Here is a 19,643-nt window from a genome sequence, read left to right on the forward strand (position 1 = left end):
CCTAGAATTCCCCCCGCCGGACCGCATCGAGGAAGGGGCCGTAGCCCTCGGGGCCGAGCCAGAAGCGGATCATGCGCGTCATCGCGTTCGAGGTCCTCGTGGCGCCCGTGATCCCGTCCACCTCGTAGACGCTCGAGGCCTGCCCGCGCGCGACCGCGAAACGCAGGTTGCCCGCCTCGTCGCGGGTGCGGGTGCCGGGGAAGTCCGACAGCCACGCTGCCTCCTCGATCCGCGCGCCGAGGCCCGGCGTCTCGGATTGCCGCGTGATCGACAGCCCGGCGATGGTGCGCATGTCCCCGCCCAGCGCGAGGACGGCGTCGATGCGCCCGTTGTATCCCGACCCGGTGATCGGCAGCAGCACGACCGAGACCTCGCCCCCGTCGCGCAGCAGGTAGACCTGCGCGTAATCGGGGCGCTGGCCCAGTCCCGCAAGGTCCTCGCCGGGTTCGAGCGCGCTCCAGTTGGCGGGGTCGGACAGCGCGATCTCCAGCGTGTCGGTGGTGATCTCGGGGGCCGCGCGCCCGCGTTCGAGGTCGATCACCACGGTCCCCAGCGTGCCGCCCGACCGCTCCAGCAGGTCGGACATGCCCGGAATGCCGCGCACGAGGCTTTCGATGCGGGCCTGTTCCTCGGCAGCGCGGTTCGCCGCCTGGATCGGGCGCAGGTAGACGGTCGCCGCGCTGACGAGGACGGCACAGGCCGCCGATACGGCGAAGGCCATCGCGATGGTCTTGGCGCGGCTGTCGTTCGGCTGGGCGAGGAACCGCCGCCAGGGGCCCGCGCCCTCGCTCGTGCCGTCATGGTCCGCCATGGCGTCTCCTTCTTCGCATGACCCAGAGGGCGATCGCGATCTCGTCGAAAAGCGGCGCGGCGAGCGAGGCCAGAAGCGCCGCCGCCACGCAGATCTGCACCGGCGCCGACCCGTCCCAGCCGGTCGCGAACATCAGCACGAGCGCGCCGTAAAGCCCGCCGTGCAGCCATCGGCCGAGCGCGGTGTCGGGGCTGGCCACCGGATCTGCGACCATCAGCACGAGCGCGATCGCGGCGGCGGGCAGCACGGGCCCAACGGGCAGACCCGCCACCCATGACAGCCCCCCGACCAGCGTCGCGCCGGCGATGACGCCCAGCGGCATGACCCCGAGCGCCACCCCGATCGCTCCGGCCCCGATCGCGGCCCACGCGACCGGCAGGACGAAATCCGGCCAGCCGAAAGCGGGAAACCCGAAGCCCAGGAAGGCGAGCGTCACCGTGGCGGGGTTCACGACGTTGCGGCCCCAGCCGCCGAAGACCAGTTCGCCGAAGACGACCCCGAAGCTGATCCCGAGCGCGAGCCGGAACGCGCCGAGGTCCTCCGGCGCCAGCATCGCCACCGCAAGGGCGGTGATCGCGCCGGCCAGCGACGGCGGCTGCGCGCGGGCGAGCATGAAGACGACGTGCCACGCGCCCGCGACGACCAGCGCGAAGGCGAGCCGCGCGACCGCGTCGGACCCCTCGGACCAGAGCCACGCAAGGCCCATCGGCGCGAGCGCCGCGATCAGCAGGAGCGCCACCATCTCCCGGTCCCAGAGCCCGCGCATCATGGCGCGGCCTCGGCCTGCGCGCGGTCGAGAAAACCGCGCAGAAGATCGCTCGCGCTCGGCGCGCCGCCCACGACGTAATCTACAAGGGCGAGGTCCTCCTCCACGAGCGACAGCGCCCCGAGGCGTGTCGCCGTCTCGTCGTCTCCCGTGCTGAGCGCGCGAAGCATCGCCATCACCGGAAAGGCGCCGCCCGCCGCCTGCGACAGCGCCGCGGTGGGAATGAGGGGCTTGGGCCGCGACGACCGCGTAAGCGCCGACAGGAACCAGTGCGGCCGCGTTTCGCCGGGCGGCTCGGGCAGGACGCTGACCTGCCTGTCGCGCGGGCCCAGCCAGTGCGCGGCGCGGCCGTCGAGCGGCGAGCCCGCGAGGATCGCATGGGGGCCGGGCCTGACCGCGCCATAGCTCAGGCCGCGGGTGTCGGCGCCGATCTGGCAGCGCAGGAGGCGCGTCTCCGTCAGCGCGGGGCCCGCGACCGAGACGACCCGCGTCTGCGGCAGCACCCCCGTCCCGAGCAGTTCCCCCAGATCGGCCACGTCCCCAACGTGCAGGTCCCAGACCGGGCGCGCGTCGGTCGCGGGGCAGAGATCGTGAAGGCATATGCCCGCCAGCCCCTGCGGATGGCGCGGGCCGACGGCCACGCGGGTGACGCGCGGCCCGCCATCGCCCCGCGGCAGAAGCGGCCGGGCGCCGTCCTCGCACAGGAAGATCGGGCCGTCCGTCAGCAGGCCCAGGGCCGCGAGCCCGCGCACGAGGGCCTCTTCGCGGCCCGTCACCTCATGGCGCGGATCGGGGGCGAAGGGGCGCGTGTCGCGCGCCATGACGACGATCGCGGCGGGGCGCTCGGCCGGACCGGGCAGCCCGCCGTAGGGGCGGCGGCGCAGCCGCGGCCAGAAGCCCGCGCGCTGTGCGAGGGCCGCGAGCGCGTCGGCCGAGGACGCGGCGCCGGCGGTGTCGTGGCGCGATCGCTCGCCGCCCGCCTCGCGGAACAGCACGATCTCGCCCAGCCTTCGGCCGGGCAGCAGGCGGATGCGCGCGACCCGCGCGGGCATCGGCGCGACAAGCGTGACGTCCGGCGCATCCCGGAGCCGCGCGATAGGCGCGCCCTCGGCCAGCACCTCGTCCTCGGCCGCCACCATGTCGATGCGCATCTCGCAGCCACGCGGCGCGACGAGGGCCGCCTCCTCGGTGGGCGCGTCGACGGGCGCCGTGCCGCCGGCGAGGGGCGGCGTCTCCATCGACAGCACGAGGCCCCTGCCGTGCGCGATGCCGCGCCCGGTGCCGATCCCGGTGCCGATCCCGAGCAGGCTGACCATCCCTCCGGTTCCCGTGATGCCCATGCGTCAGATTCCGTTTTGCCCGCAAAGGTTGTAGGGTTAAGCTAATCCACACGCGCGATGACACTCAAGCACCGGGATAAAAAGACATGCGCATTCCTGCCCTTGCCGCCATCCTCGCCCTTGTTTCGCTCGCCGCGGGCATCGCCCTGACGTCGGGCCATGTCGGTCGCGCCCAGACCCCGGAGGGCAGCGGGGACGCGGATTCGACCGTGGCTGACCTCCCCTTCACCGGCGAGGATGCCGTCCTCCCCTTCGTGATCCCGGACTCCGGCCCCTTCAATCCCGAGCAGATCGAGATCGCCAACAATGCCGCCATCGCGGACTGGTTCCGCTCGGCCCATGCCGACGCGGCGGCGGAGGCGTTCCGCCACTGGGACGCCGACGAGGAAATCCGGCCGGTCTGCGCCGTCTGCCATTCCGGCGAGGGGTTCCGCAGTTTCCACGGCCTTGACGGCAGCGAGCCGGGCATCCCGGAGACGCCCGTGGATACCGGCGGCGTCGTGGACTGCGCGACATGCCACAATCCCGGCCTGTCGCGGATCACCGAGATCCGGATGCCGAGCGGCGTGATGCACCCCGTCAACGGCGTCGAGGCCTCGTGCATGACCTGTCACCAGGGGCGGACCGCCGGCGTCACGGTGTCCGAAGCCGTTGCCGGCCTGCCGGACGACCGTCCCGACGCCGCGATCCGCTTCGTCAATCCGCACTACGCCACGGCGGCCGCGACATGGCTCGGCGGCTATGGCGGCGCGGGCTACCATTACGAGGGCCGCGACTACGCCGGCCGCTTCTTCCACGCCCGGCCCATCGACAGCTGCGTGTCCTGCCACCAGCCGCACACGCTGGAGGTGCAGGTCGAAAGCTGCTCGACCTGCCACGAGAACGGCACGCCGGCCGAGATCCGCATCTCGCGCCACAGTTTCGACGGAAGCGGCGACACGAGCCAGGGCATCCGCGAGGACATCCACAACAACGCCGACCTGCTGCTGGAGATGGTCGGGCGCTACGGGGCGGAAGTCGCGGGCGCGCCGATCCTCTACGATGGCGGGCGCTATCCCTACTTCTTCGCGGACGGCAACGCCGACGGTGTGGCGGACACCGCCGACGGCCAGCCCGTCGCCTATTCCAGCTGGACGCCGCGGATGCTGCGGGCGGCCTACAACTGGAAGCTCGTGACGGCCGATCCCGGCGCCTACGCCCACAATCCGCACTACGCGCTGCAACTCCTGCACGACTCGGTGGCGGATCTTGCCGGTCCTCTCGGCGTCGACATGGACGACCTCGGCATCCTGCGCTGACGGGCGCGCTTGCCCGGAAGACCGGCCCTGGGCTGCATCCCGACGCTCGCGGAACGAACGCCGGGGAGGGGACGTCTATGGCGGCCCCCCTTCGGCGTCCCGCGCGTTGACTCCCTGACGCGATTGCGGTCCAAAGGGACCTGCAACGAAAAGGCCACCACCGGAGCGTCGATTTGGGTCTCGCTGCCTACCTGGACCCCAATGGATTGGTGTTCCTCGCATTCTGCCTGAGCGCGACAGGCTTCATGATCCGCGACGAGCTCGCGATGCGGGCTCTGCTGGCCTGCTGCTACCTGTGCTACATCGTCTTCTACTTCACCTTGAACGACACCCCGATCTGGGCCCCGATCGGCACGAACGGCACGCTCTTCACGATCAATCTCGTGCTGCTGGTCGTGATCGTGCGCGAGCGGACGCGGTTCGGGATGAGCGAGGAACACCTGAAGCTCTCGGCGAGCTTTCCGACCCTCAATCCAGGCCAGTTCCGCCGCGTCCTGAAGGCGGGGCGCATCATGACGGCGGACACGACCACCGTCCTGACCCGGAACGGTGACGAGGTGCCCGGCCTCTTCCTGATCGCTGACGGTCGGGTCGAGATGCAGCGCAACGGAACCGTCCACGAGATCCCCGAGGGGAGCTTCATCGGCGAGATCTCCTTTCTTATCGGAGGCCCCGCCTCGGCGACCGTGACGGCTCCCGTGGGGACACGCTACATCTTCTGGGATCGACGCGACCTGGAGCGGATCATGCGCCGGTCGCCCGCGCTATCGAACGCGCTGGGCGCGATGTTCAACCGCGACCTCGCGCGCAAGCTGTCCCTCAGCGCGCCGGAGGGCTCGGGCGACGGGACGGCGAGGCGCGAAGGGGGCGCCGAGGCCGATCGCCGTCGGGAGGCGGCCGGCTAGCCCTTCGCATCGCGGCGGCGCGACCGCGCAGGCCCCTGTCGCAAAGTCTTGCGGAGCGCAGCCTTCCTCCGTCCCCAAGCCCTGCGGAAGGCGGCCTTCCGCCGGATCTGGCCCCTGACAGAACGACGTCGTCCCGTGGCCCGGCGCGAAGCGCGCGAGCCATCAATAGGCGTCCGCCTAACCGATATTTCTTGACGGATCGGCGAAATATGGCCAAATTCGGGCAGTTTTGTGGCGAGAACTCGCGCAGCCTGATCCTCTACCGCGCCTCTCTCGTCAACCGCAGGTCCGTCGTGATCCAGAGCGTTGGGGGACGCAGTGATCCGTGCCTTGTTCCAGATGGCGTCCATCGCTGTCGCGCTTGCGGCAGCCGCACCGCTTGCGGCCCAGGCGATCGCCACGGCCGTCGAGGTCACGGGCCGCGCGGAGATGTCCGTCGGCGGGCAGCGCTTCATCATTCGCAGCGGCGCGCGGATCGACGACGGAACGCGCGTCTCGACGTCGGACGACGGCACCGTGCAGATCACCTTCGACGACGGAACGAACATGGTCGTCGGCAGGAATTCCTCGCTGGAGATCACCGAAGTCCTGATGACCTCTTCCAATCGCGCGAGCCGTTTCGCCGTCAACGCGGTCAGCGGGGGGTTCCGCTTCATCACAGGCAACAGCGACAAGGACGCCTACGAGATCACGACGCCGACGGCGACGATGGGCGTGCGCGGCACCTCCTTCGACCTCGCGGTGGCGCGGCGCGAGACCACGCTCGCGCTGTTCGACGGGTCGGTCCGGATGTGCCGCAGCAGCCGCCGCTGCGCGATCGTCAGCGGGTCCTGCGCGGTCGCGCGGACGGGCGGGTCGCGCGGGATCGAGGGCCTCACGGGACGCGCCGCGGCGGACGCCCTTTCCGGGGCGTTCTCCTTCGTGGCGCAGCAATCGCAGCTTCGGAGCGGGTTCCGCGCGGCCACCGGCGGCTGCGGACGCTACTTCCAGATCCGCTCGGACCGCAACCCGGTGCCCGCGCCCCCTGCCGCCGCGCCGCCACCGGCCGCACCGCCGCCACCCGCCCCCGAACCGCCGAGGCGCGAGCCTCCGCCGCCTGATCGGCCCGCGCCGCAGCCCTCGGGCAACTTCCCCGGCAACAGCGGCAGCGTCGGGCCCAGCGAAGGCAGGGGCGGCGGCGCCAGCAGCGGGCAGGACGGTTCGGGCCGGGGATCGGGGCAGGGTGCCGAGAACCGCAACGGCGGCGGCGGAAACACCGACGCCGGCGGGGGCGGCGGCACCGGGCGCGGCGGGAACGCGGATGCCGGAAACGGCAACCGCGGCGGCGGCAGCGGGAACGGGCGCGGGAACGGCAACGGCCGAGGTGGATCATCGGGTTGATGCGCGCACCGGTTTTCGCGCGCCCGTCCCGCCTGCATCGCTCCGGCGCGGGCCGTCGCCGTCCATGAGGCGCCGGCTGCAGCGTTCGGTCCTCGCGCTCGGGCTTGCGATCGTCGCGGTCCTCGTGGTGCTCAGGCTGTTCGATCCGCTTCCGCTTCAGGCCGTGCGAAACGCCTATTTCGACTATCTCCAGATCTTCGATCCTCGCGACTACCAGGACCTCCCCGTGGTGGTCGTTGACATCGACGAGCCGTCGCTGGCCGAGTTCGGCCAATGGCCCTGGCCGCGAAGCCTGATGGCGCGGATGCTGGACGAGCTGACGGCGGCGGGCGCGGCGGTCGTGGCCTTCGACGTCCTGTTCGCGGAACCCGACCGCCAGTCGCCCGCGCGTCTGCTGCAGGACCCCGAACTTGCGGGCCTGTTCCGCGAGGACCTTGCGCAGGACGCGATCGAAACGCTCGACAACGACCGCCGTTTCGCCGAGGCGATCTCGCGCTCGGCGGTCGTGCTGGGACTGGCGTCGGCGGCCTCGGGCGGCGTCGAGACCGGCGACCTTGCGCGGCCCGGCCTCGTGGAGATCGGCAATCGGCCCAGCGAGGGGCTTCACGTCTTCGGCCGCTCCACGACGCTGGTGCCCGGCCTCGCCGACGCGGCGCAGGGCCTCGGCAACATCAACACGAGCCCGCGCCTGAACGACGGGCGCATCAGGACCGTCCCTTTGCTGTGGGGCACCGAAACGGGCGCGGTCGCGACCCTCGGCATCGAGGCGCTTCGCGTCGCGCTGGGCGAGGACACCTTCATCCTGCGCGGCGTGGGCGACGTGCGCGGCGCGGTCGAAAGCGTCCAGATCGGCGGCTTCGTGATCCCCGCGACGTCCAGGGGCGAGATGTGGGTGCGCTACCGGCGGGACGATCCGCGCCTCTATGTCTCGGCGCGCGACGTCCTCGGCCGCGACGATCCCGCGTGGCTGCAATCGGCGGTGCAGGGGCGCATCGTGCTGGTCGGGACGTCCGCCGCGGGGCTTCTCGACATCAGGACCACCGCGCTTGGCGAGACGGTGCCGGGCGTTTCGATCCACGCCCAGCTGATCGAGCAGGTGCTTCTGGACGATCACCTCACGCGGAGCGATTTCGTGGCCGGGCTCGAGGTGGTGGCGCAGGCGCTTCTGGGGCTGATGGTCGCCTTCATGATGGCGCGCGCGGGACCGCAGCTTTCGCTGGTGGCCGGAGGGCTGGGGGCCGTCGCCGTCATCGGCGCGAGCTGGTGGATGTTCCAGCGCCACTCGGTCCTCGTGGACGCGACCTATCCGCTGTTGGGGGGCGCGCTGAACTTCGGCCTGCTGACCGCCTACCGCTTCGTCGTCACGGACCGCGAGCGCCGGATGATCCGGCGGTCGTTCTCGCAATACCTCGCGCCCTCGGTGCTGGGCGAGATCGAAAACCGGGGCTACCGGATCGAACTTGGCGGCGAGGTGCGTGAGCTGACCGTCATGTTCACCGATATCCGCAACTTCACGCCCCTCAGCGAAAGCATGGCGGCCGATGCGCTCGTGCCGCTTTTGAACGACCTGTTCACGGACCTGACGGAGGAGATCCTCGAACGCGACGGCACGATCGACAAGTTCATCGGCGACAGCGTCATGGCGTTCTGGAACGCGCCGCTGACGGTGACGGACCACGCTCGGCAGGGCGCGATGGCGGCCCTCGCCATGCGCGCCGCGCTGTCGCGCTTCCTCGCGCGGCGGCCGGATCTGGCGCAACCCATCGGGATCGGGATCGGCCTTCATTCGGGGGACGCCTGCGTGGGCAACATCGGCTCACGGCAGAGGTTCAACTACTCCGCCATCGGCGACGCCGTGAACCTCGCCGCGCGGGTCGAAGCGAGCTGCAAGGCCGTCGGCTTCGACATCGTGGCGACGGAGGCGGTGCGCGAGCGGGCGCCGGACCTCGCGTGGCTTCCGCTGGGGAGCCTCGCGTTGAAGGGGGTGGGCCGCAGGCAGACGCTCCTTGCGCTGGTGGGCGGGGCGGAGCTGGCGCAAAGCGAGGCGTTCACCCGGCTGGCGGCGCGCCATGACGCCCTCCTTGCGCGGATCGCGGAAAAGGACGACGTGGCGGACGAGCTGGAGGAGTGCCGGCGCATCGCGGGCGCCATCCTTCCGCAGCTCGACCAGCTTTACCTCGCGCTGCCGCAGCGGCTGGACGACCTCCGCGCGGCCCGGACCGCCGCCTGAGGACTACCGCGCGCGGCTTCCCGGGGGCGGGGCGGTTTCAGGCGTCGGCGACCCCGAGGTCCCGAAGGATCATCGTGACCGCGTGCCTGCGCCGCTCGCCAAGCCATGCGGGATCCGAAAAGTCCTCGCCGAATGTCGCCGAAAGCGTGTGGGCGTTGTTGAGGTGGTGCGCCGACAGGGCGACGATGCTGAGGTAAAGCTGCAGCGGATCGGGGCGGTGCCGGAACAGGCCCGCCTCGACGCCACGGTCGAGGATGCGCCCGATCGATTCGGTCAGCGGCTGCGACATCGAGCGGATCATCCGGGACCGGCGGATGAACTTCCCGCCGAGGATGTTCTCGTTTCGCGTGATGTTCAGGAACGCCTGGTTCTCGTGGAAATAGTCGAACGTGAACTCGACCAGCCGGCGCATGGATTCCAGCGGCGTGTCCTCCGACAGGTTCAGCGCGGCCTCGCGGTTCCTGATCGAGGCGTAGACGCTGTCGATCACCGCGACATAAAGCGGCTCCTTGCCGCCGAAGTAGTGGTAGATCATCCGCGTGTTGCAGCGCGCGGCCTTGGCGATCCGCACGATGCGGGCGCCGTGGTATCCGTGCTGCGCGAATTCCCGCACGGCGGCCTGCAGGATGCCGGCCTCGGTGCGTTCGGGGTCGCGCGTGCGGGGCGGCGCGCCCGCGCCGGTGTCATCGCGTCTGGGCATCCCGGTCCTCCGGTCCTTCGGGTGGCGGGCGGGATGCACCGGACATCGGGGCCGTGCAATCGGCAACGCGGCGCGTGTGCCGCGACCGGCGCCCGTCCCTGTGCCCGTCCCGGTGCCTGTGTGGCGGCACGCATCTCACGAAGTGGCCTCGTCGAGGCGCGTCACCTCGACCCGCGCGCCGAAGCCGCTTTGACCGACCGAGAAGGCGAAGGCCGACAGCGCCGCCTCGGGCAGCACCGCCGCGCCGTCGGTCAGCGCGTTGAACCCCGGCCAGCCGTCGCGCATCCAGAGGGTTCCGGCCGGGATCCTCGGCGTGACGCGGGCGCGGGCACGGAAGCGACCGCGCGCGTTCGCGACCTCCACCGCGTCGCCGTTGCGCACCGCGCGTGCGGCGGCGTCCTCGACCGCTATCCAGAGCTCCGGGGCGTCCTCGCGCGCCGCAAGCGTCGGAAGGGCGCGGCCGTGGTCGTAGAACGAATGGAAGTGCGCGAAGGTTCGCCCGTGGGCCAGGGTCAGGCCGGGCTCGGCGTCCTGCGCGGGCGCGACCGGCAGGGAAGGCAGGCCCATCGCGGCCGCCCGTTCGGAATGGAACTCGATCCTGCCTGAGGGGGTCGCGAAGCGGCGGTCGGGGTGGGCGACATGCGAGATGCGCAGCGCCTGCCGCCCGCCCGCCCGCCGCAGCGACGCGACCGAGGCGTGACCTGTCGCGGGATGGTCGAGCACGGCGTCCAGCGCCGCGTCCTGGTCGGCCCAGGGGTAGACGTCGTCCACCCCCAGCCGCGCCGCCAGACCCCTGTAGATCTCGAAGGAGGGCCTTGCGTGGCCAATGGGGGGCAGCACGCGCTCGGTCAGATGGACATGCGTGTTGGTGGACTTCGCGCCGATCTCCTCCAGCCAGATCGTTCCGGGAAGCACGATGTCGGCGGCCTCGCGGATGAACTGGTTCTCGAAGATGTCGTAGGCCACGACCAGCTCGGCCCGCGCGAGCGCGGCGCGCAGGCGGTTCGTGTCGGGGAACGACGACAGCATGTTCGAGCCGATGGAGACGAGGACCTTTACCGCACCGCTTTCGAGCGCCTCCAGAATGGCCTCCATCTGGTTCGGCACATGGCGGCCCGGCCGCCTCCGGTCGCCGGCGGAGATGTCTGCGAACCCCGCGCCGTGGCTGCGCCCGCCGTGGCGCGGTCCCAGGCCGCCCCCGGGGCGGCCATACTGGCCCGTCAGCGCGGGCAGGCACGAAACCGCCCGTGCGGCGTGCCAAGCGTTCGCCCCCTTGTGGATCGACGATCCGCCGAGAACGATCATCGCGGGCGCTGTCCGCGCGTAGTCCCGCGCGAGCGCCCCGATACGCTCGGCCGCGACGCCGGTCAGGGCCTCGGCCCATTCGGGCGTATGCCCCGAAAGGTGCGCTCGGAGCGCGTCGAAGCCCAGCGTGTGATCCGTCACGAAGGTCCTGTCCCAAAGGCCCTCGGCGACGATCACCTGCATCATCGCGAGCGCCAGCGCGGCGTCCGTGCCTGGCCTCACGAGGATCACCTCGTCGGCCAGCGCGCCCGCCTCGGTCCGGCGCACGTCGATCACCACGATCCGCGCGCCGCGCCGCTTCGCGCGTTCGACCTCGCGCAGCGTATGGGCCTGGCTCACGGTATTGGCGCCCCAAAGGATCACCATGGCCGAGTGATCGCCCATGTCCTCCTTCGTCGAGGTCTCGAGCGCGCCGGTCAGGCCCAGCCCGAACCCGCCGAGGCCCCAGCAGATCATCGCGGGGTTCCAGTGCTGGCAACCGTAGAGGTTCGCGAACCGCTCCATCTGACCGCGCTTCAGGCCGACGCCGTAATCGTTGGCCATGTTGCCGTGCCCCTGCCAGAAGCCGACGGCCTCGCGCCCGACCCGGCGCATGGCGTCGGCCATCCGGTCGAGCGCGCCGTCCCAGTCCGTCTCCTGCCAGTCGTCCGATCCACGCCTTTCGCGCAGACGCGGCGCGACAAGCCTCCGGTCGTTGCCGACGATCTCGTGCGCCGCGCGGCCGCGCATGCAGAGGAAGCCCTTGCTGTCGGGGTTCGTGGCGTCGCCTTCGATGGACACGCCCCCGTCGTCCGCGACCGTCACGGACATGCCGCAGAGCGTCGGGTGGCAGTTCATCGGACACATCGTGCGGACCGTGCGGGGCGCGTTCCGGGATGCGGCGTGCGGGTCTGGGGCTCCGGCGGCGGCCTGCGTCACGGGATCAGGTCCGGGATCTCGGTCCGGCAATGATCGTGGATGTCGCCGCTGCGGCAGAGCCAGACCGCGTCGCGATGCGCCGCGACATGGGTCAGGGCGCGGCGCAGGTGGCGCAGGCGGTAGGGCTGCCCGACAAGATAGGGATGCAGGGCGATCCCCATCACCAGCGGCTGGTGCCGCGACTGTTCGAGCATCTCGTCGAAGTTGTCGATGATCATGTCGGCGAAGTCGCGCGCGCCGTCCTTGCGCGCCACGATGGACGGGATGTCGTTGACCTCCTGCGGGTAGGGCACCGAAAGCAGCCGCCCCGCCGTCGTCTTCATCCATACCGGCTGATCGTCCATGCACCAGTTGAGCGTGTAGCCGTAGCCGGCCTCGGCCAGAAGCTCGGGGGTGTCGCGGGACTCGGCGATCCACGGAGAAAGCCAACCCTTGGGGGCGACGCCCTCGGCCTGTGAAAGGACCCGCGTCGCCTCCGCGATCAGCGCGGCCTCGCCGCCGCGGTCGAGGACGCCCTGGCGCTCGGAATTGGTGCGGCCGTGGCCCACGACCTCGTCCCCGCGGGCGCGGAACGCGGCCATGAGGCCGGGCGCGAGGTCATACATCGCGCTGTTGGCCAGCACGCTCACGGGCATGTCGAGCGTCTCGAACATCTCGAGCATCCGCCACGCGCCGACGCGGTTGCCATAGTCGCGCCAGGCATAGTTCAGGACGTCGGGCTGAGGGCCGCCCGGCGCAAGCTCGGCGCCCAGGCCTTCGCCGAACGCGAAATGCTCGAGGTTGAGACCGATGTAGACGGCAAGGCGGTGCCCGCCCGGCCAGCTGTAGTCGGGGCGGTCGGTGATCGCTCTGTAGGGGTAGCGCCCGTGATCGTTCAGCATGGCTCAGAGATCGGCTTCGGCAAGCCCGGCCTTGTGCAGCAGGATCTCGGCGCTGTCGTTCCACACGTCCGTGCTGACGATCTTGCCGTCGCGCACCACGAACTTGTCCATGTAGCGGTTGGTCTCGAAGCTCGTCCCATCGTGCCATTCCCCGTAGAGATAGCCGGTATTGTAGACGTGGACGTCGCCCGTGTCAGGGTCGAGCGCGGCGTCCGTCCGCACGAACCGCTTCTTCACCCAGGCGTAGCGGCGCGCGTTGAAGGCCGAGGCGTCGGCGGGGCGGCCGAACCGCCGGCCGCCGGTGAAGACGAGCTTGAAGTCGTCGGCGACATAGGCCGCCGCGCCTTCGGGGTCGGGGACCATCGAGCGTTCGAGGTAGGCCTCGACGATGGCTTTCGCTTCGGCGGTCGGTTCGAGATCGAGGGTCATGTCAAACCTTGCTGGACTGGGTCTGGCTTAAATCCCGCGCAACCGGGGCGATCCCGGATGCGCGGGCTGCGATGTGGTGTCGGCTCAGTTGATCACGACGTCGAGCATCCGCTCTTCCGCCGGCGCGAGGAAGGACCGGTCGAAGATTTCGGACGCCTCGGGCTGACGCTCGAGGTCGTAGCCTTCCGCGATCAGCGCGATGGAGCGCGTGAGCCGCTCGTCGACGAGGTCGCCGATGCCGGTCTCGGCCGTCTCGGGCGCGTTCATCAGCCGGGTCAGCGCGAATTCGAGGCGTGCGCGCTCGAGGTCGGGATCGACGAGATTGTCGAACGCCATGATCGCCTCGACCGCGATGTCCTGGTCCTGCATGACCTGCAGCGTCGCGCGCGTCACGGCCCGCACGAGGCCCGCGACGGCCTCGGGGTTCTCAGCCAGAAGCTCCTGCGAGACCATCATGCCGTTGGAGTAGAGGTCCATTCCGTAGTCCTCGTAATGGAACCAGTCGAAGTCGGTCTCGGGATCCTTGCCGTTGGCGATCAGGTTGAACCAGCTCGAGACGGTGAAGGTGTAGGCGCCGTCGATGTCGCCGCGGATCAGCATCGGCTCCTGCAGGTTGGGCGCGAGGCTTTCGTAGGCGACGGTGTCAACGTCGATGCCGTTCAGGCGTGCGAAGACCGGGAACAGGCGGGTGGTCGGCGTGCCCTGCGCGCCACCGAGGGTGCGCCCCTCGAAATCGGCCGGCGTCTCGATGCCCGAGCCCCGCGGCACCGCGATGGCGAAGGGCGGGCGGTTCCACATCTGGAACACCATGACGGGCGCCTCGCCGGGCCGCGCGGCCGCGTTCTGGATGATGGCGTTGATGTCGCCGAAGCCCGCGTCGTAGGCGCCGCCCATGATCCGCGTGACCGTCGCGGCCGAGCCTTCGCCCTGGTCGATGGTGACGTTCAGGCCTTCCTCCTCGAAGTAGCCCTCGTTGAGCGCCACGAGGAAGGGCGCGTCGCTGCCTTGGGTCTTCCAGCCAAGCGTGAACCGGATGTCCGTCATGTCCGCGAAGGCGGGGCTGATCCCTGCCACGACGGCGAGAGCCGCACTGAAGATGGTATGCTTCATGGTCTTGGTTCCTTGTTTCGTAGGGAGGGATGAGAGCGGAAGCTCAGGTGATCGCGATGTCGTTGCCGCGCGTGGCCCAGCCGGTGACGCGCCGCTCGAGCATGGAGAAGACGGCGTAGAGCATGACCCCGAGCACGGCGAGGATGATGAGGCCCGCGAAGACGAGGGAGACCTGGAAGTTCGAGGAGGCCGTCATCATGACGTTGCCGATCCCCATGTTGGAGGCCACCGTCTCGGACAGCACCGCTCCGACGAAGCTCAGCGTGATGGCAACCTTCAGGGAGGCGAAGAAGTAGGGCATGGCGCGGGGCAGGCCGACGTTCCACAGGATTTCGGTCTTGGACGCGCCGAGCGTCTTGAGAACGTCCTCGAGGTCGGGCTCCGTCGTCGCCAGCCCGGTGGCGATGTTGACCACGATGGGGAAGACGCAGATCACCATTGCCGTCAGGATCGCGGGCGTCGTGCCGGAGCCGAACCACAGCACGAAGATGGGAACGACCGCGACCTTGGGGATCGACGAGAAGCCCACCAGCAGGGGATAGGCGACCGAGTAGGCGATCTTCGAGGTGCCCACCAGCACTCCGAGGAAGACGCCGATCGACACGCCCAGCACGAAGCCAGTCAGCGTGGAATAGAGCGTCTGCAGGATGTGCGGCCAGAGGATCGGGAACTTCTCCCAGATCGTGAAGATGATTTCCGAAGGCCGCGGAAGCACGAGGTCCGAGACGTCGAGCAGCAGGCAGAGCACCTCCCACAGGAGGAAGAAGCCCACGATGAGCGACAGCGACAGGATCCGTGTGCGGGCGGCTTCAGACATCGGACGGCTCCTGTGTGCGGACCTGCGCGATCAGCTCTCGCAGGGATTGGGTCATTTCGACGAATTCGGGGTCGTAGATGATGCCGATGTCGCGCGGCTGGGGGATGTTCACCGGCTCGTCCGAGATGACGCGGCCGGGGCGCGCGCTCATCACGCAGATGCGCTTGGCGAGATAACCCGCCTCGCGGAGGTCGTGCGTCACCAGAAGGACGGTCGGCTTGCGGGTGAGGTAGAGGTCCTGAAGGATCTGCCACAGCTCCTCGCGGGTGAACTGGTCGAGCGCGCCGAACGGTTCGTCCAGCAGGAGCAGGTCCGGTTCGTGGATCAGCGCCCGGCAAAGGTTCGATCGCTGAAGCATCCCGCCCGAAAGCTGCCACGGATAATGCCCCGCGAAGTCCTTCAGGCCGACCTGCGCCAGAAGGTCGTGCACACGGTCGCGGAACGCGCCCTTGCGATCCTTGCGGAACGTGCGCTTGAACGGATCGACGATCTTGAGCGGCATCATCACGTTCTGCTCGATCGTCAGCCAGGGCAGCATCGTGGGGTTCTGGAACGCCATGCCGATGCGCAGCTCCTTGGCCGCTGGCTCCCGGCCGCCCAGAAGGACGACGCCCGACGAGGGTTTGATCAGGTTGCTGACGAGGCGCAGGATCGTCGACTTGCCGCAACCCGACGGCCCGACAAGCGCGATGAAGTCGCCGGGGGTCATCCTGAGGGTCGTCGGCGACAGCGCCGTCACGGCCTTTTCGCCAGTTCCGAACACCACGGACGCGTTCTGCAACTCGACGGCGAAGCGAAGGGAGCGGGGAGCGCTCGCTTGCTGGCCGTCTTCGGGCGGGAGGACTTCGGATGCAATGTTCATGGCAGGGGTCTTACGCAGCCCCGCAGCCGATGGCACAGTCATAAGTAAAAAGTTTTAGAATAATTTTCGCGTTGCACATTCGCAGGGCAATCCTGACGCGCCCCCGGTCAAAAAAGTTGCGTATGCGGAGGAATGCAGACGGCTTTCGGCCTGTCAGGAAGGAAAGGCAGCCGTCGAGGGGACCCGGTGCGGAACGCGGCGCGGCCGGCACGGGCCCGCGCTCATGCTGCTGATTGTAAACCCGATTTCCATTGCACTGCGCCGGGTCAAGGCCGTGCTGCGTCCGAGTCGGGCCTGGCGCTAGGTCAGGATCGCGATCGCGACCGGGTGCGCGAGGCCGGTCATGGCGATCGAGATGCCCATCGGGAAGGTGCCGCGCTGTTGCAGGCCGACCCAGGACGAACCGGCCAGCGCAGGAACCGTCCGCAACGCAAGCACGATACCGATCCCCGCCATCATCGCCGCCGAGAACCCGAGACCGAACAGCGTGTAGGTCTGCGACGGCACGAACAGCATCAGGGCCGCCATCATCTTCACGTCGCCGCCACCGAAGAGCCGCATCGCGAAAAGAACGAAGCCCACCGCCAGCACCGAGGCGCCCGCGGCGACCCTCGCGCCCAGTTCGGACCAGCCCAGCATCGGCGCGGTGACGACGAAAAGGGCGAGCGCCCCCATCACGAGCGCATTGGGGATCTTCATGTAGCGCAGGTCGCAGTAGGCCACGGCGACCAATGCGGGGGCGAGAAGCAGGAGCGGGGTCAGTTCCATCGCCGCCTCACGCTATGCCGCGCATCCGGACCGGGTCCTTCGCGTGGTCCGACAGTAGCAGGAACAGAAGCTCGGCCTGGCCGTGGGTTTCGGTCTTGGCGTAGATGCTTCTGAGGTGCGTCCGCAGCGTGGACTCGGAGATGCCGAGCTGGGTGCAGGCCCGTTTCGCGCTCAATCCGCGGCTGAGCAGCAGGCAGACCCGGAATTCCGCGCGGCTGAGACCGGCCGGGTTCTCGACGCTCAGGATCGAGGCCGCGGGCAGGGACGAGGGGCCGGTCCGGCTGCGTTCGAGGATAAGCTCGGTCATCAGTCCCGGCTTGCGGCGCGACCAGGTGTCGGCGAGCGTCGCGGCGCACATGTTGATCAGCGCGTGCTGCCCCGTGCCGCGATGCACCGAGAAATGCATCTCGAGGAACATCGTGGCCTTGTCCTCGACCGACAGCGGAACGACGGCAAGCTCGGTCAGGCGTCTTTGCCGGTGGAACCGCTCGAGCGCCGGGTCGGCCTCGGTTTCGGTCAGGGTCTTGAACCAGACCGATCCGGGCCGCGGCTGACGGACGTAGGGACCGAGGACGCACTGGACGAAGGAGCGGTCGAGGTGGGGACCCTTTCCGCCCTTCGCGGCGGTGTCGTGGAAGAACGAGCTCAGCCGGCCCGAGGGATCGCGGGATGCGCGCGTCAGGGCCATGGCCTCCACGCCCGCGCTTTCCGCCAGCATTTCGAGAGCCTGCTGAAGGGGCGCCCGCCCCTGGAGACATTCACACCACTGCGCGATGGCCGCGATCATTCCGATCTCGCCTGCGCGGTGGGAAGAATTGATGCTGGAAACGCCAATACCGTTCATAAAGGCATGCCTTGATAGGGCTGCCGATGCCGTAATCGGATCGAGCCTGAAAATGAGAATTCAAAAATATTCAAAACTTAATGTTTTCGACGTTAACGAAATCGAAATGTGTTTTCAAGTGGGCAGAATTGTGTCGAATGTCCGTGAACATTGATCTCAATGGATTGGTTATTGTTCACGTATCATTCGTAAATGAACGGATCTGACGCCTTTCAGCCGTAATTCTGCCGGAAAGTGGTCTCAATTTGGACAGCCTGACGGCGAATTCGAGGCCGCCCGTACGGTCTCAGCCCGCGAAGTAGCGCATGTAGCGAATCACGGTCGGGCCGATCGTCAGGATGATCAGGGCCGGCAGCATCAGCGATGCAAGGACGGCCGACATCTTCACCGGCAGCTTGTTCGCCATCTCCTGGGCCTTCGTTTCGCGGATTTCGCGCATCTCGCGGGCGTAGGCCTGAAGCGCCTCGCCCATGCTCGTGCCGAACTGCATGGATTGCTGCACCACGTTCGCGAAGGACCGGACGGTGTCCACGCCGGTCCGGTCCGCCATGTCGTGCAACGCCCTGTCGCGCGCCCTGCCGGCCTGCACCTGGCGCTGGACGCTGAGGAACTCGAAGGCGATGTCGGGGGAGACACGGACCAGCTCGTTGCCGACGCGCGTCATGGCGGTGTCGAACCCGAGGCCCGCCTCGACGGAGATCTGGAGCAGGTCGAGCGCGTTGGGGAACGCCTGCTCGATACGCTCCTGCCGTTCGCGCACCCGGTCGGCCAGCCACAGCACGGGGACGTAGTAGCCGAAGGCGGTGAGCGTCGCGAGGATGGTCATCAGGTGCAGGCTTTTCAGTTGCGACAGCACCGTGCCGAGGTCGAGGGGAAGCGCGACCCCCGGCATCCGCCCGACGACGACCAACCCGAGAAAGAGCGCCGGCAACACCAGCCCCAGAAGGATGCGCACCAGCGTGAAGGTCCAGATCGCGTCGGATCCGGCATGGCCGGCCTGCGCCAGCTTGCGCTGCAGCGCCGTGCGCTGCGCGCGATCGGTGGGAATGAAGCCCTTCATGATGCCCGTGGGATCGGCGTCGCCCAGAAGCAGCCCCCGGTCCTCGCGGTTGCGGCCGGGCCGCGCGCCGGCGCGCGCCATCCGCGCGGCTGCCGGGTTCCTGTCGCGCAGCATGGAGGCGGCGGCGAGGAACAGCAGCAGCGCGCCAAGGCCGAAGACGCCCGCCACCACCTTTTCCGGCGCGGCGGCGTAGAGGTCGGAAAACGCCGAGAGCATGTGGTCCATGACGGGAACTCCTCGAGATCAGATTTTGAAATTGACCAGCTTTCGCAGGATCAGGGCGTTGATCAACGTGAAGCCGACGACTGCGGCCGCCATCGGCAGGAACAGCGGATCGTCCGAGACGCCGCCGTAATAGTCGGGCGAGGACACGGTCATCATCACGAGGATGATCAGCGGAAGCGACGACAGGAACCACGCCGTGAGGCGGCCCTCGGCCGAGATCGCCTTGATCTTGCGGCGAAGGGCAATCCGGCTGCGGACCACCTGCGAGAGGATCTCGATGACATGCGCGAGGTCGCCGCCGGTGCCGTGCTGGATGCCGATGCTCGACGAGAGGTAGTTCACGTCTTCGAGGTCGACCCGCTCGGCGAATTCCTCGAATGCATCGGGCAGGTCGTCGCCATAGCTGACCTGGTCGAAGATCAGGCCGAATTCCGAGGCGATGGGGTCCTGCATCTCGCGCGCGATGGCCCCGATCGAGGTGTTCAGCGGATGACCCACGCGCAGGCCGCGCGCCAGCAGGTCGAGCGCGTCGGGCAACTGGTGGATCATCGCGAGGATGCGGCGCTTGCGGATGTGAAGCACGACGAGGGGGGGTATGACGTAGCCCGCCACGACGCCCGCAGCGATCGCCTGCGCGAGGGGCACGAACTGGTAGGCCAGCAAGCCGACGCTGGGAACCAGGAGCGTGCAAAGAAGCAGGAACTGCCGCACCCCGATCCCGAGGCCAGACTGCCTCAGAACCCGGGGAAGCGCGCCGACGAGGGGCAGCCGCGAGGCGCCCGCGGCCTCGTGCGGTTTCAGGACGGCCATCACCTCGGCCTGCGACGCCCCCTTGGCCAGCATCTTCATCCGCCGGTTGCGGGCGTCCGTCTGGCTTTCCCGCCGGCTCAGAAGCTGCGTGACGCCGGTGAAGGCGATGAAGACGCCGAGCGCGAGGAAGGCGAACAGGAAGAATACGGCGTCCTGGCTCCAGATCGTCGGGGGAATCTGCATG

General features: G+C 69.1%; 18 protein-coding genes. 4 read left to right on the forward strand and 14 right to left on the reverse strand.

Annotated features, from left to right (window positions below; genetic code table 11):
- Nucleotide 1: 1 nt before the first annotated feature.
- The 3 genes from P6F26_RS02640 to P6F26_RS02650 are packed head-to-tail and all read right to left on the reverse strand — an operon-like array spanning nucleotide 2 to nucleotide 2,917.
- A complete protein-coding gene (locus P6F26_RS02640; RefSeq protein WP_278027090.1) occupies nucleotides 2-811 on the reverse strand; it encodes an FMN-binding protein in 810 nt (269 codons plus the stop codon).
- Nucleotides 798-1,580: an RnfABCDGE type electron transport complex subunit D gene (locus tag P6F26_RS02645; protein ID WP_278027091.1), complete on the reverse strand. Its 783-nt coding sequence runs from the start codon at nucleotides 1,578-1,580 to the stop codon at nucleotides 798-800. Before P6F26_RS02645 ends, P6F26_RS02640 begins: the two co-directional genes overlap by 14 nt.
- The gene (locus tag P6F26_RS02650) at nucleotides 1,577-2,917 is read right to left on the reverse strand and encodes a Na(+)-translocating NADH-quinone reductase subunit A (RefSeq protein WP_278027092.1); all 1,341 of its coding nucleotides are present in this window, start codon (nucleotides 2,915-2,917) and stop codon (nucleotides 1,577-1,579) included. The genes P6F26_RS02645 and P6F26_RS02650 overlap by 4 nt, the downstream gene beginning before the upstream one ends.
- A gap of 86 nt (nucleotides 2,918-3,003) precedes the next feature.
- Between P6F26_RS02650 and P6F26_RS02655 the strand changes: the two genes are divergently transcribed.
- The 4 genes from P6F26_RS02655 to P6F26_RS02670 all read left to right on the forward strand — a co-directional run bounded on the left by P6F26_RS02655 (nucleotide 3,004) and on the right by P6F26_RS02670 (nucleotide 8,730).
- On the forward strand, nucleotides 3,004-4,215 hold the full coding sequence (locus P6F26_RS02655; RefSeq protein ID WP_278027093.1) for a cytochrome C: 1,212 nt from the start codon (nucleotides 3,004-3,006) through the stop codon (nucleotides 4,213-4,215).
- A gap of 245 nt (nucleotides 4,216-4,460) precedes the next feature.
- Entirely contained in the window at nucleotides 4,461-5,120 is a 660-nt protein-coding gene (locus P6F26_RS02660; RefSeq protein ID WP_278027094.1) for a Crp/Fnr family transcriptional regulator, read from the forward strand.
- Between the two features lie 318 nt (nucleotides 5,121-5,438).
- Nucleotides 5,439-6,500 (forward strand): FecR family protein, encoded by a 1,062-nt coding sequence (locus tag P6F26_RS02665; RefSeq protein ID WP_278027095.1) that lies wholly within the window; start codon nucleotides 5,439-5,441, stop codon nucleotides 6,498-6,500.
- Nucleotides 6,501-6,564: 64 nt separating this feature from the next.
- The gene (locus P6F26_RS02670; protein WP_278027096.1) at nucleotides 6,565-8,730 is read left to right on the forward strand and encodes a CHASE2 domain-containing protein; all 2,166 of its coding nucleotides are present in this window, start codon (nucleotides 6,565-6,567) and stop codon (nucleotides 8,728-8,730) included.
- Between the two features lie 37 nt (nucleotides 8,731-8,767).
- Here the strand turns inward: P6F26_RS02670 and P6F26_RS02675 are convergent, their stop codons facing one another.
- The 11 genes from P6F26_RS02675 to P6F26_RS02725 form a co-directional block, all read right to left on the reverse strand.
- Nucleotides 8,768-9,430 carry a TetR/AcrR family transcriptional regulator gene (locus P6F26_RS02675; protein ID WP_278027097.1) on the reverse strand — a complete coding sequence of 221 codons (663 nt, stop codon included), beginning with the start codon at nucleotides 9,428-9,430 and terminating at the stop codon, nucleotides 8,768-8,770.
- 135 nt (nucleotides 9,431-9,565) lie between these two features.
- Nucleotides 9,566-11,653, reverse strand: coding sequence for a molybdopterin-containing oxidoreductase family protein (locus tag P6F26_RS02680; RefSeq protein WP_278027098.1), 2,088 nt, complete (start codon nucleotides 11,651-11,653; stop codon nucleotides 9,566-9,568).
- Nucleotides 11,650-12,534, reverse strand: coding sequence for a polysaccharide deacetylase family protein (locus P6F26_RS02685; RefSeq protein WP_278027099.1), 885 nt, complete (start codon nucleotides 12,532-12,534; stop codon nucleotides 11,650-11,652). The genes P6F26_RS02680 and P6F26_RS02685 overlap by 4 nt, the downstream gene beginning before the upstream one ends.
- Nucleotides 12,535-12,537: 3 nt before the next feature.
- The gene (locus tag P6F26_RS02690; protein ID WP_278027100.1) at nucleotides 12,538-12,963 is read right to left on the reverse strand and encodes a nuclear transport factor 2 family protein; all 426 of its coding nucleotides are present in this window, start codon (nucleotides 12,961-12,963) and stop codon (nucleotides 12,538-12,540) included.
- A gap of 84 nt (nucleotides 12,964-13,047) precedes the next feature.
- Nucleotides 13,048-14,073: an ABC transporter substrate-binding protein gene (locus P6F26_RS02695; protein ID WP_278027101.1), complete on the reverse strand. Its 1,026-nt coding sequence runs from the start codon at nucleotides 14,071-14,073 to the stop codon at nucleotides 13,048-13,050.
- 43 nt (nucleotides 14,074-14,116) lie between these two features.
- A complete protein-coding gene (locus P6F26_RS02700) occupies nucleotides 14,117-14,890 on the reverse strand; it encodes an ABC transporter permease (protein ID WP_278027102.1) in 774 nt (257 codons plus the stop codon).
- Nucleotides 14,883-15,752 (reverse strand): ABC transporter ATP-binding protein, encoded by an 870-nt coding sequence (locus tag P6F26_RS02705; protein WP_278027103.1) that lies wholly within the window; start codon nucleotides 15,750-15,752, stop codon nucleotides 14,883-14,885. Before P6F26_RS02705 ends, P6F26_RS02700 begins: the two co-directional genes overlap by 8 nt.
- Nucleotides 15,753-16,052: 300 nt before the next feature.
- On the reverse strand, nucleotides 16,053-16,520 hold the full coding sequence (locus tag P6F26_RS02710) for an A24 family peptidase (RefSeq protein ID WP_278027104.1): 468 nt from the start codon (nucleotides 16,518-16,520) through the stop codon (nucleotides 16,053-16,055).
- Nucleotides 16,521-16,527: 7 nt separating this feature from the next.
- Nucleotides 16,528-17,238, reverse strand: a complete 711-nt coding sequence (locus P6F26_RS02715) for a helix-turn-helix transcriptional regulator (RefSeq protein ID WP_278027105.1) — start codon at nucleotides 17,236-17,238, stop codon at nucleotides 16,528-16,530.
- Between the two features lie 412 nt (nucleotides 17,239-17,650).
- Nucleotides 17,651-18,649, reverse strand: coding sequence for a type II secretion system F family protein (locus P6F26_RS02720; RefSeq protein WP_278027106.1), 999 nt, complete (start codon nucleotides 18,647-18,649; stop codon nucleotides 17,651-17,653).
- Between the two features lie 18 nt (nucleotides 18,650-18,667).
- A complete protein-coding gene (locus P6F26_RS02725; protein ID WP_278027107.1) occupies nucleotides 18,668-19,642 on the reverse strand; it encodes a type II secretion system F family protein in 975 nt (324 codons plus the stop codon).
- Between the last annotated feature and the right edge of the window lies 1 nt (nucleotide 19,643).

The organism is Roseicyclus salinarum (genome assembly GCF_029624655.1).
Taxonomy (GTDB): Bacteria; Pseudomonadota; Alphaproteobacteria; order Rhodobacterales; family Rhodobacteraceae; genus Roseibacterium; species Roseibacterium salinarum.

What these genes read in the sequence shown, in the direction of transcription:
- P6F26_RS02685 (WP_278027099.1), bottom strand. Translation starts at nt 12,534, where the DNA reads ATGCTGAACGATCACGGGCGCTACCCCTACAGAGCGATCACCGACCGC.
- P6F26_RS02695 (WP_278027101.1), bottom strand. Translation starts at nt 14,073, where the DNA reads ATGAAGCATACCATCTTCAGTGCGGCTCTCGCCGTCGTGGCAGGGATC.
- P6F26_RS02690 (WP_278027100.1), bottom strand. Translation starts at nt 12,963, where the DNA reads ATGACCCTCGATCTCGAACCGACCGCCGAAGCGAAAGCCATCGTCGAG.
- P6F26_RS02645 (WP_278027091.1), bottom strand. Translation starts at nt 1,580, where the DNA reads ATGATGCGCGGGCTCTGGGACCGGGAGATGGTGGCGCTCCTGCTGATC.
- P6F26_RS02650 (WP_278027092.1), bottom strand. Translation starts at nt 2,917, where the DNA reads ATGGGCATCACGGGAACCGGAGGGATGGTCAGCCTGCTCGGGATCGGC.
- P6F26_RS02725 (WP_278027107.1), bottom strand. Translation starts at nt 19,642, where the DNA reads ATGCAGATTCCCCCGACGATCTGGAGCCAGGACGCCGTATTCTTCCTG.
- P6F26_RS02705 (WP_278027103.1), bottom strand. Translation starts at nt 15,752, where the DNA reads ATGAACATTGCATCCGAAGTCCTCCCGCCCGAAGACGGCCAGCAAGCG.
- P6F26_RS02700 (WP_278027102.1), bottom strand. Translation starts at nt 14,890, where the DNA reads ATGTCTGAAGCCGCCCGCACACGGATCCTGTCGCTGTCGCTCATCGTG.
- P6F26_RS02670 (WP_278027096.1), top strand. Translation starts at nt 6,565, where the DNA reads ATGAGGCGCCGGCTGCAGCGTTCGGTCCTCGCGCTCGGGCTTGCGATC.
- P6F26_RS02710 (WP_278027104.1), bottom strand. Translation starts at nt 16,520, where the DNA reads ATGGAACTGACCCCGCTCCTGCTTCTCGCCCCCGCATTGGTCGCCGTG.
- P6F26_RS02675 (WP_278027097.1), bottom strand. Translation starts at nt 9,430, where the DNA reads ATGCCCAGACGCGATGACACCGGCGCGGGCGCGCCGCCCCGCACGCGC.
- P6F26_RS02720 (WP_278027106.1), bottom strand. Translation starts at nt 18,649, where the DNA reads ATGGACCACATGCTCTCGGCGTTTTCCGACCTCTACGCCGCCGCGCCG.
- P6F26_RS02655 (WP_278027093.1), top strand. Translation starts at nt 3,004, where the DNA reads ATGCGCATTCCTGCCCTTGCCGCCATCCTCGCCCTTGTTTCGCTCGCC.
- P6F26_RS02660 (WP_278027094.1), top strand. Translation starts at nt 4,461, where the DNA reads ATGATCCGCGACGAGCTCGCGATGCGGGCTCTGCTGGCCTGCTGCTAC.
- P6F26_RS02640 (WP_278027090.1), bottom strand. Translation starts at nt 811, where the DNA reads ATGGCGGACCATGACGGCACGAGCGAGGGCGCGGGCCCCTGGCGGCGG.
- P6F26_RS02715 (WP_278027105.1), bottom strand. Translation starts at nt 17,238, where the DNA reads ATGCTGGCGGAAAGCGCGGGCGTGGAGGCCATGGCCCTGACGCGCGCA.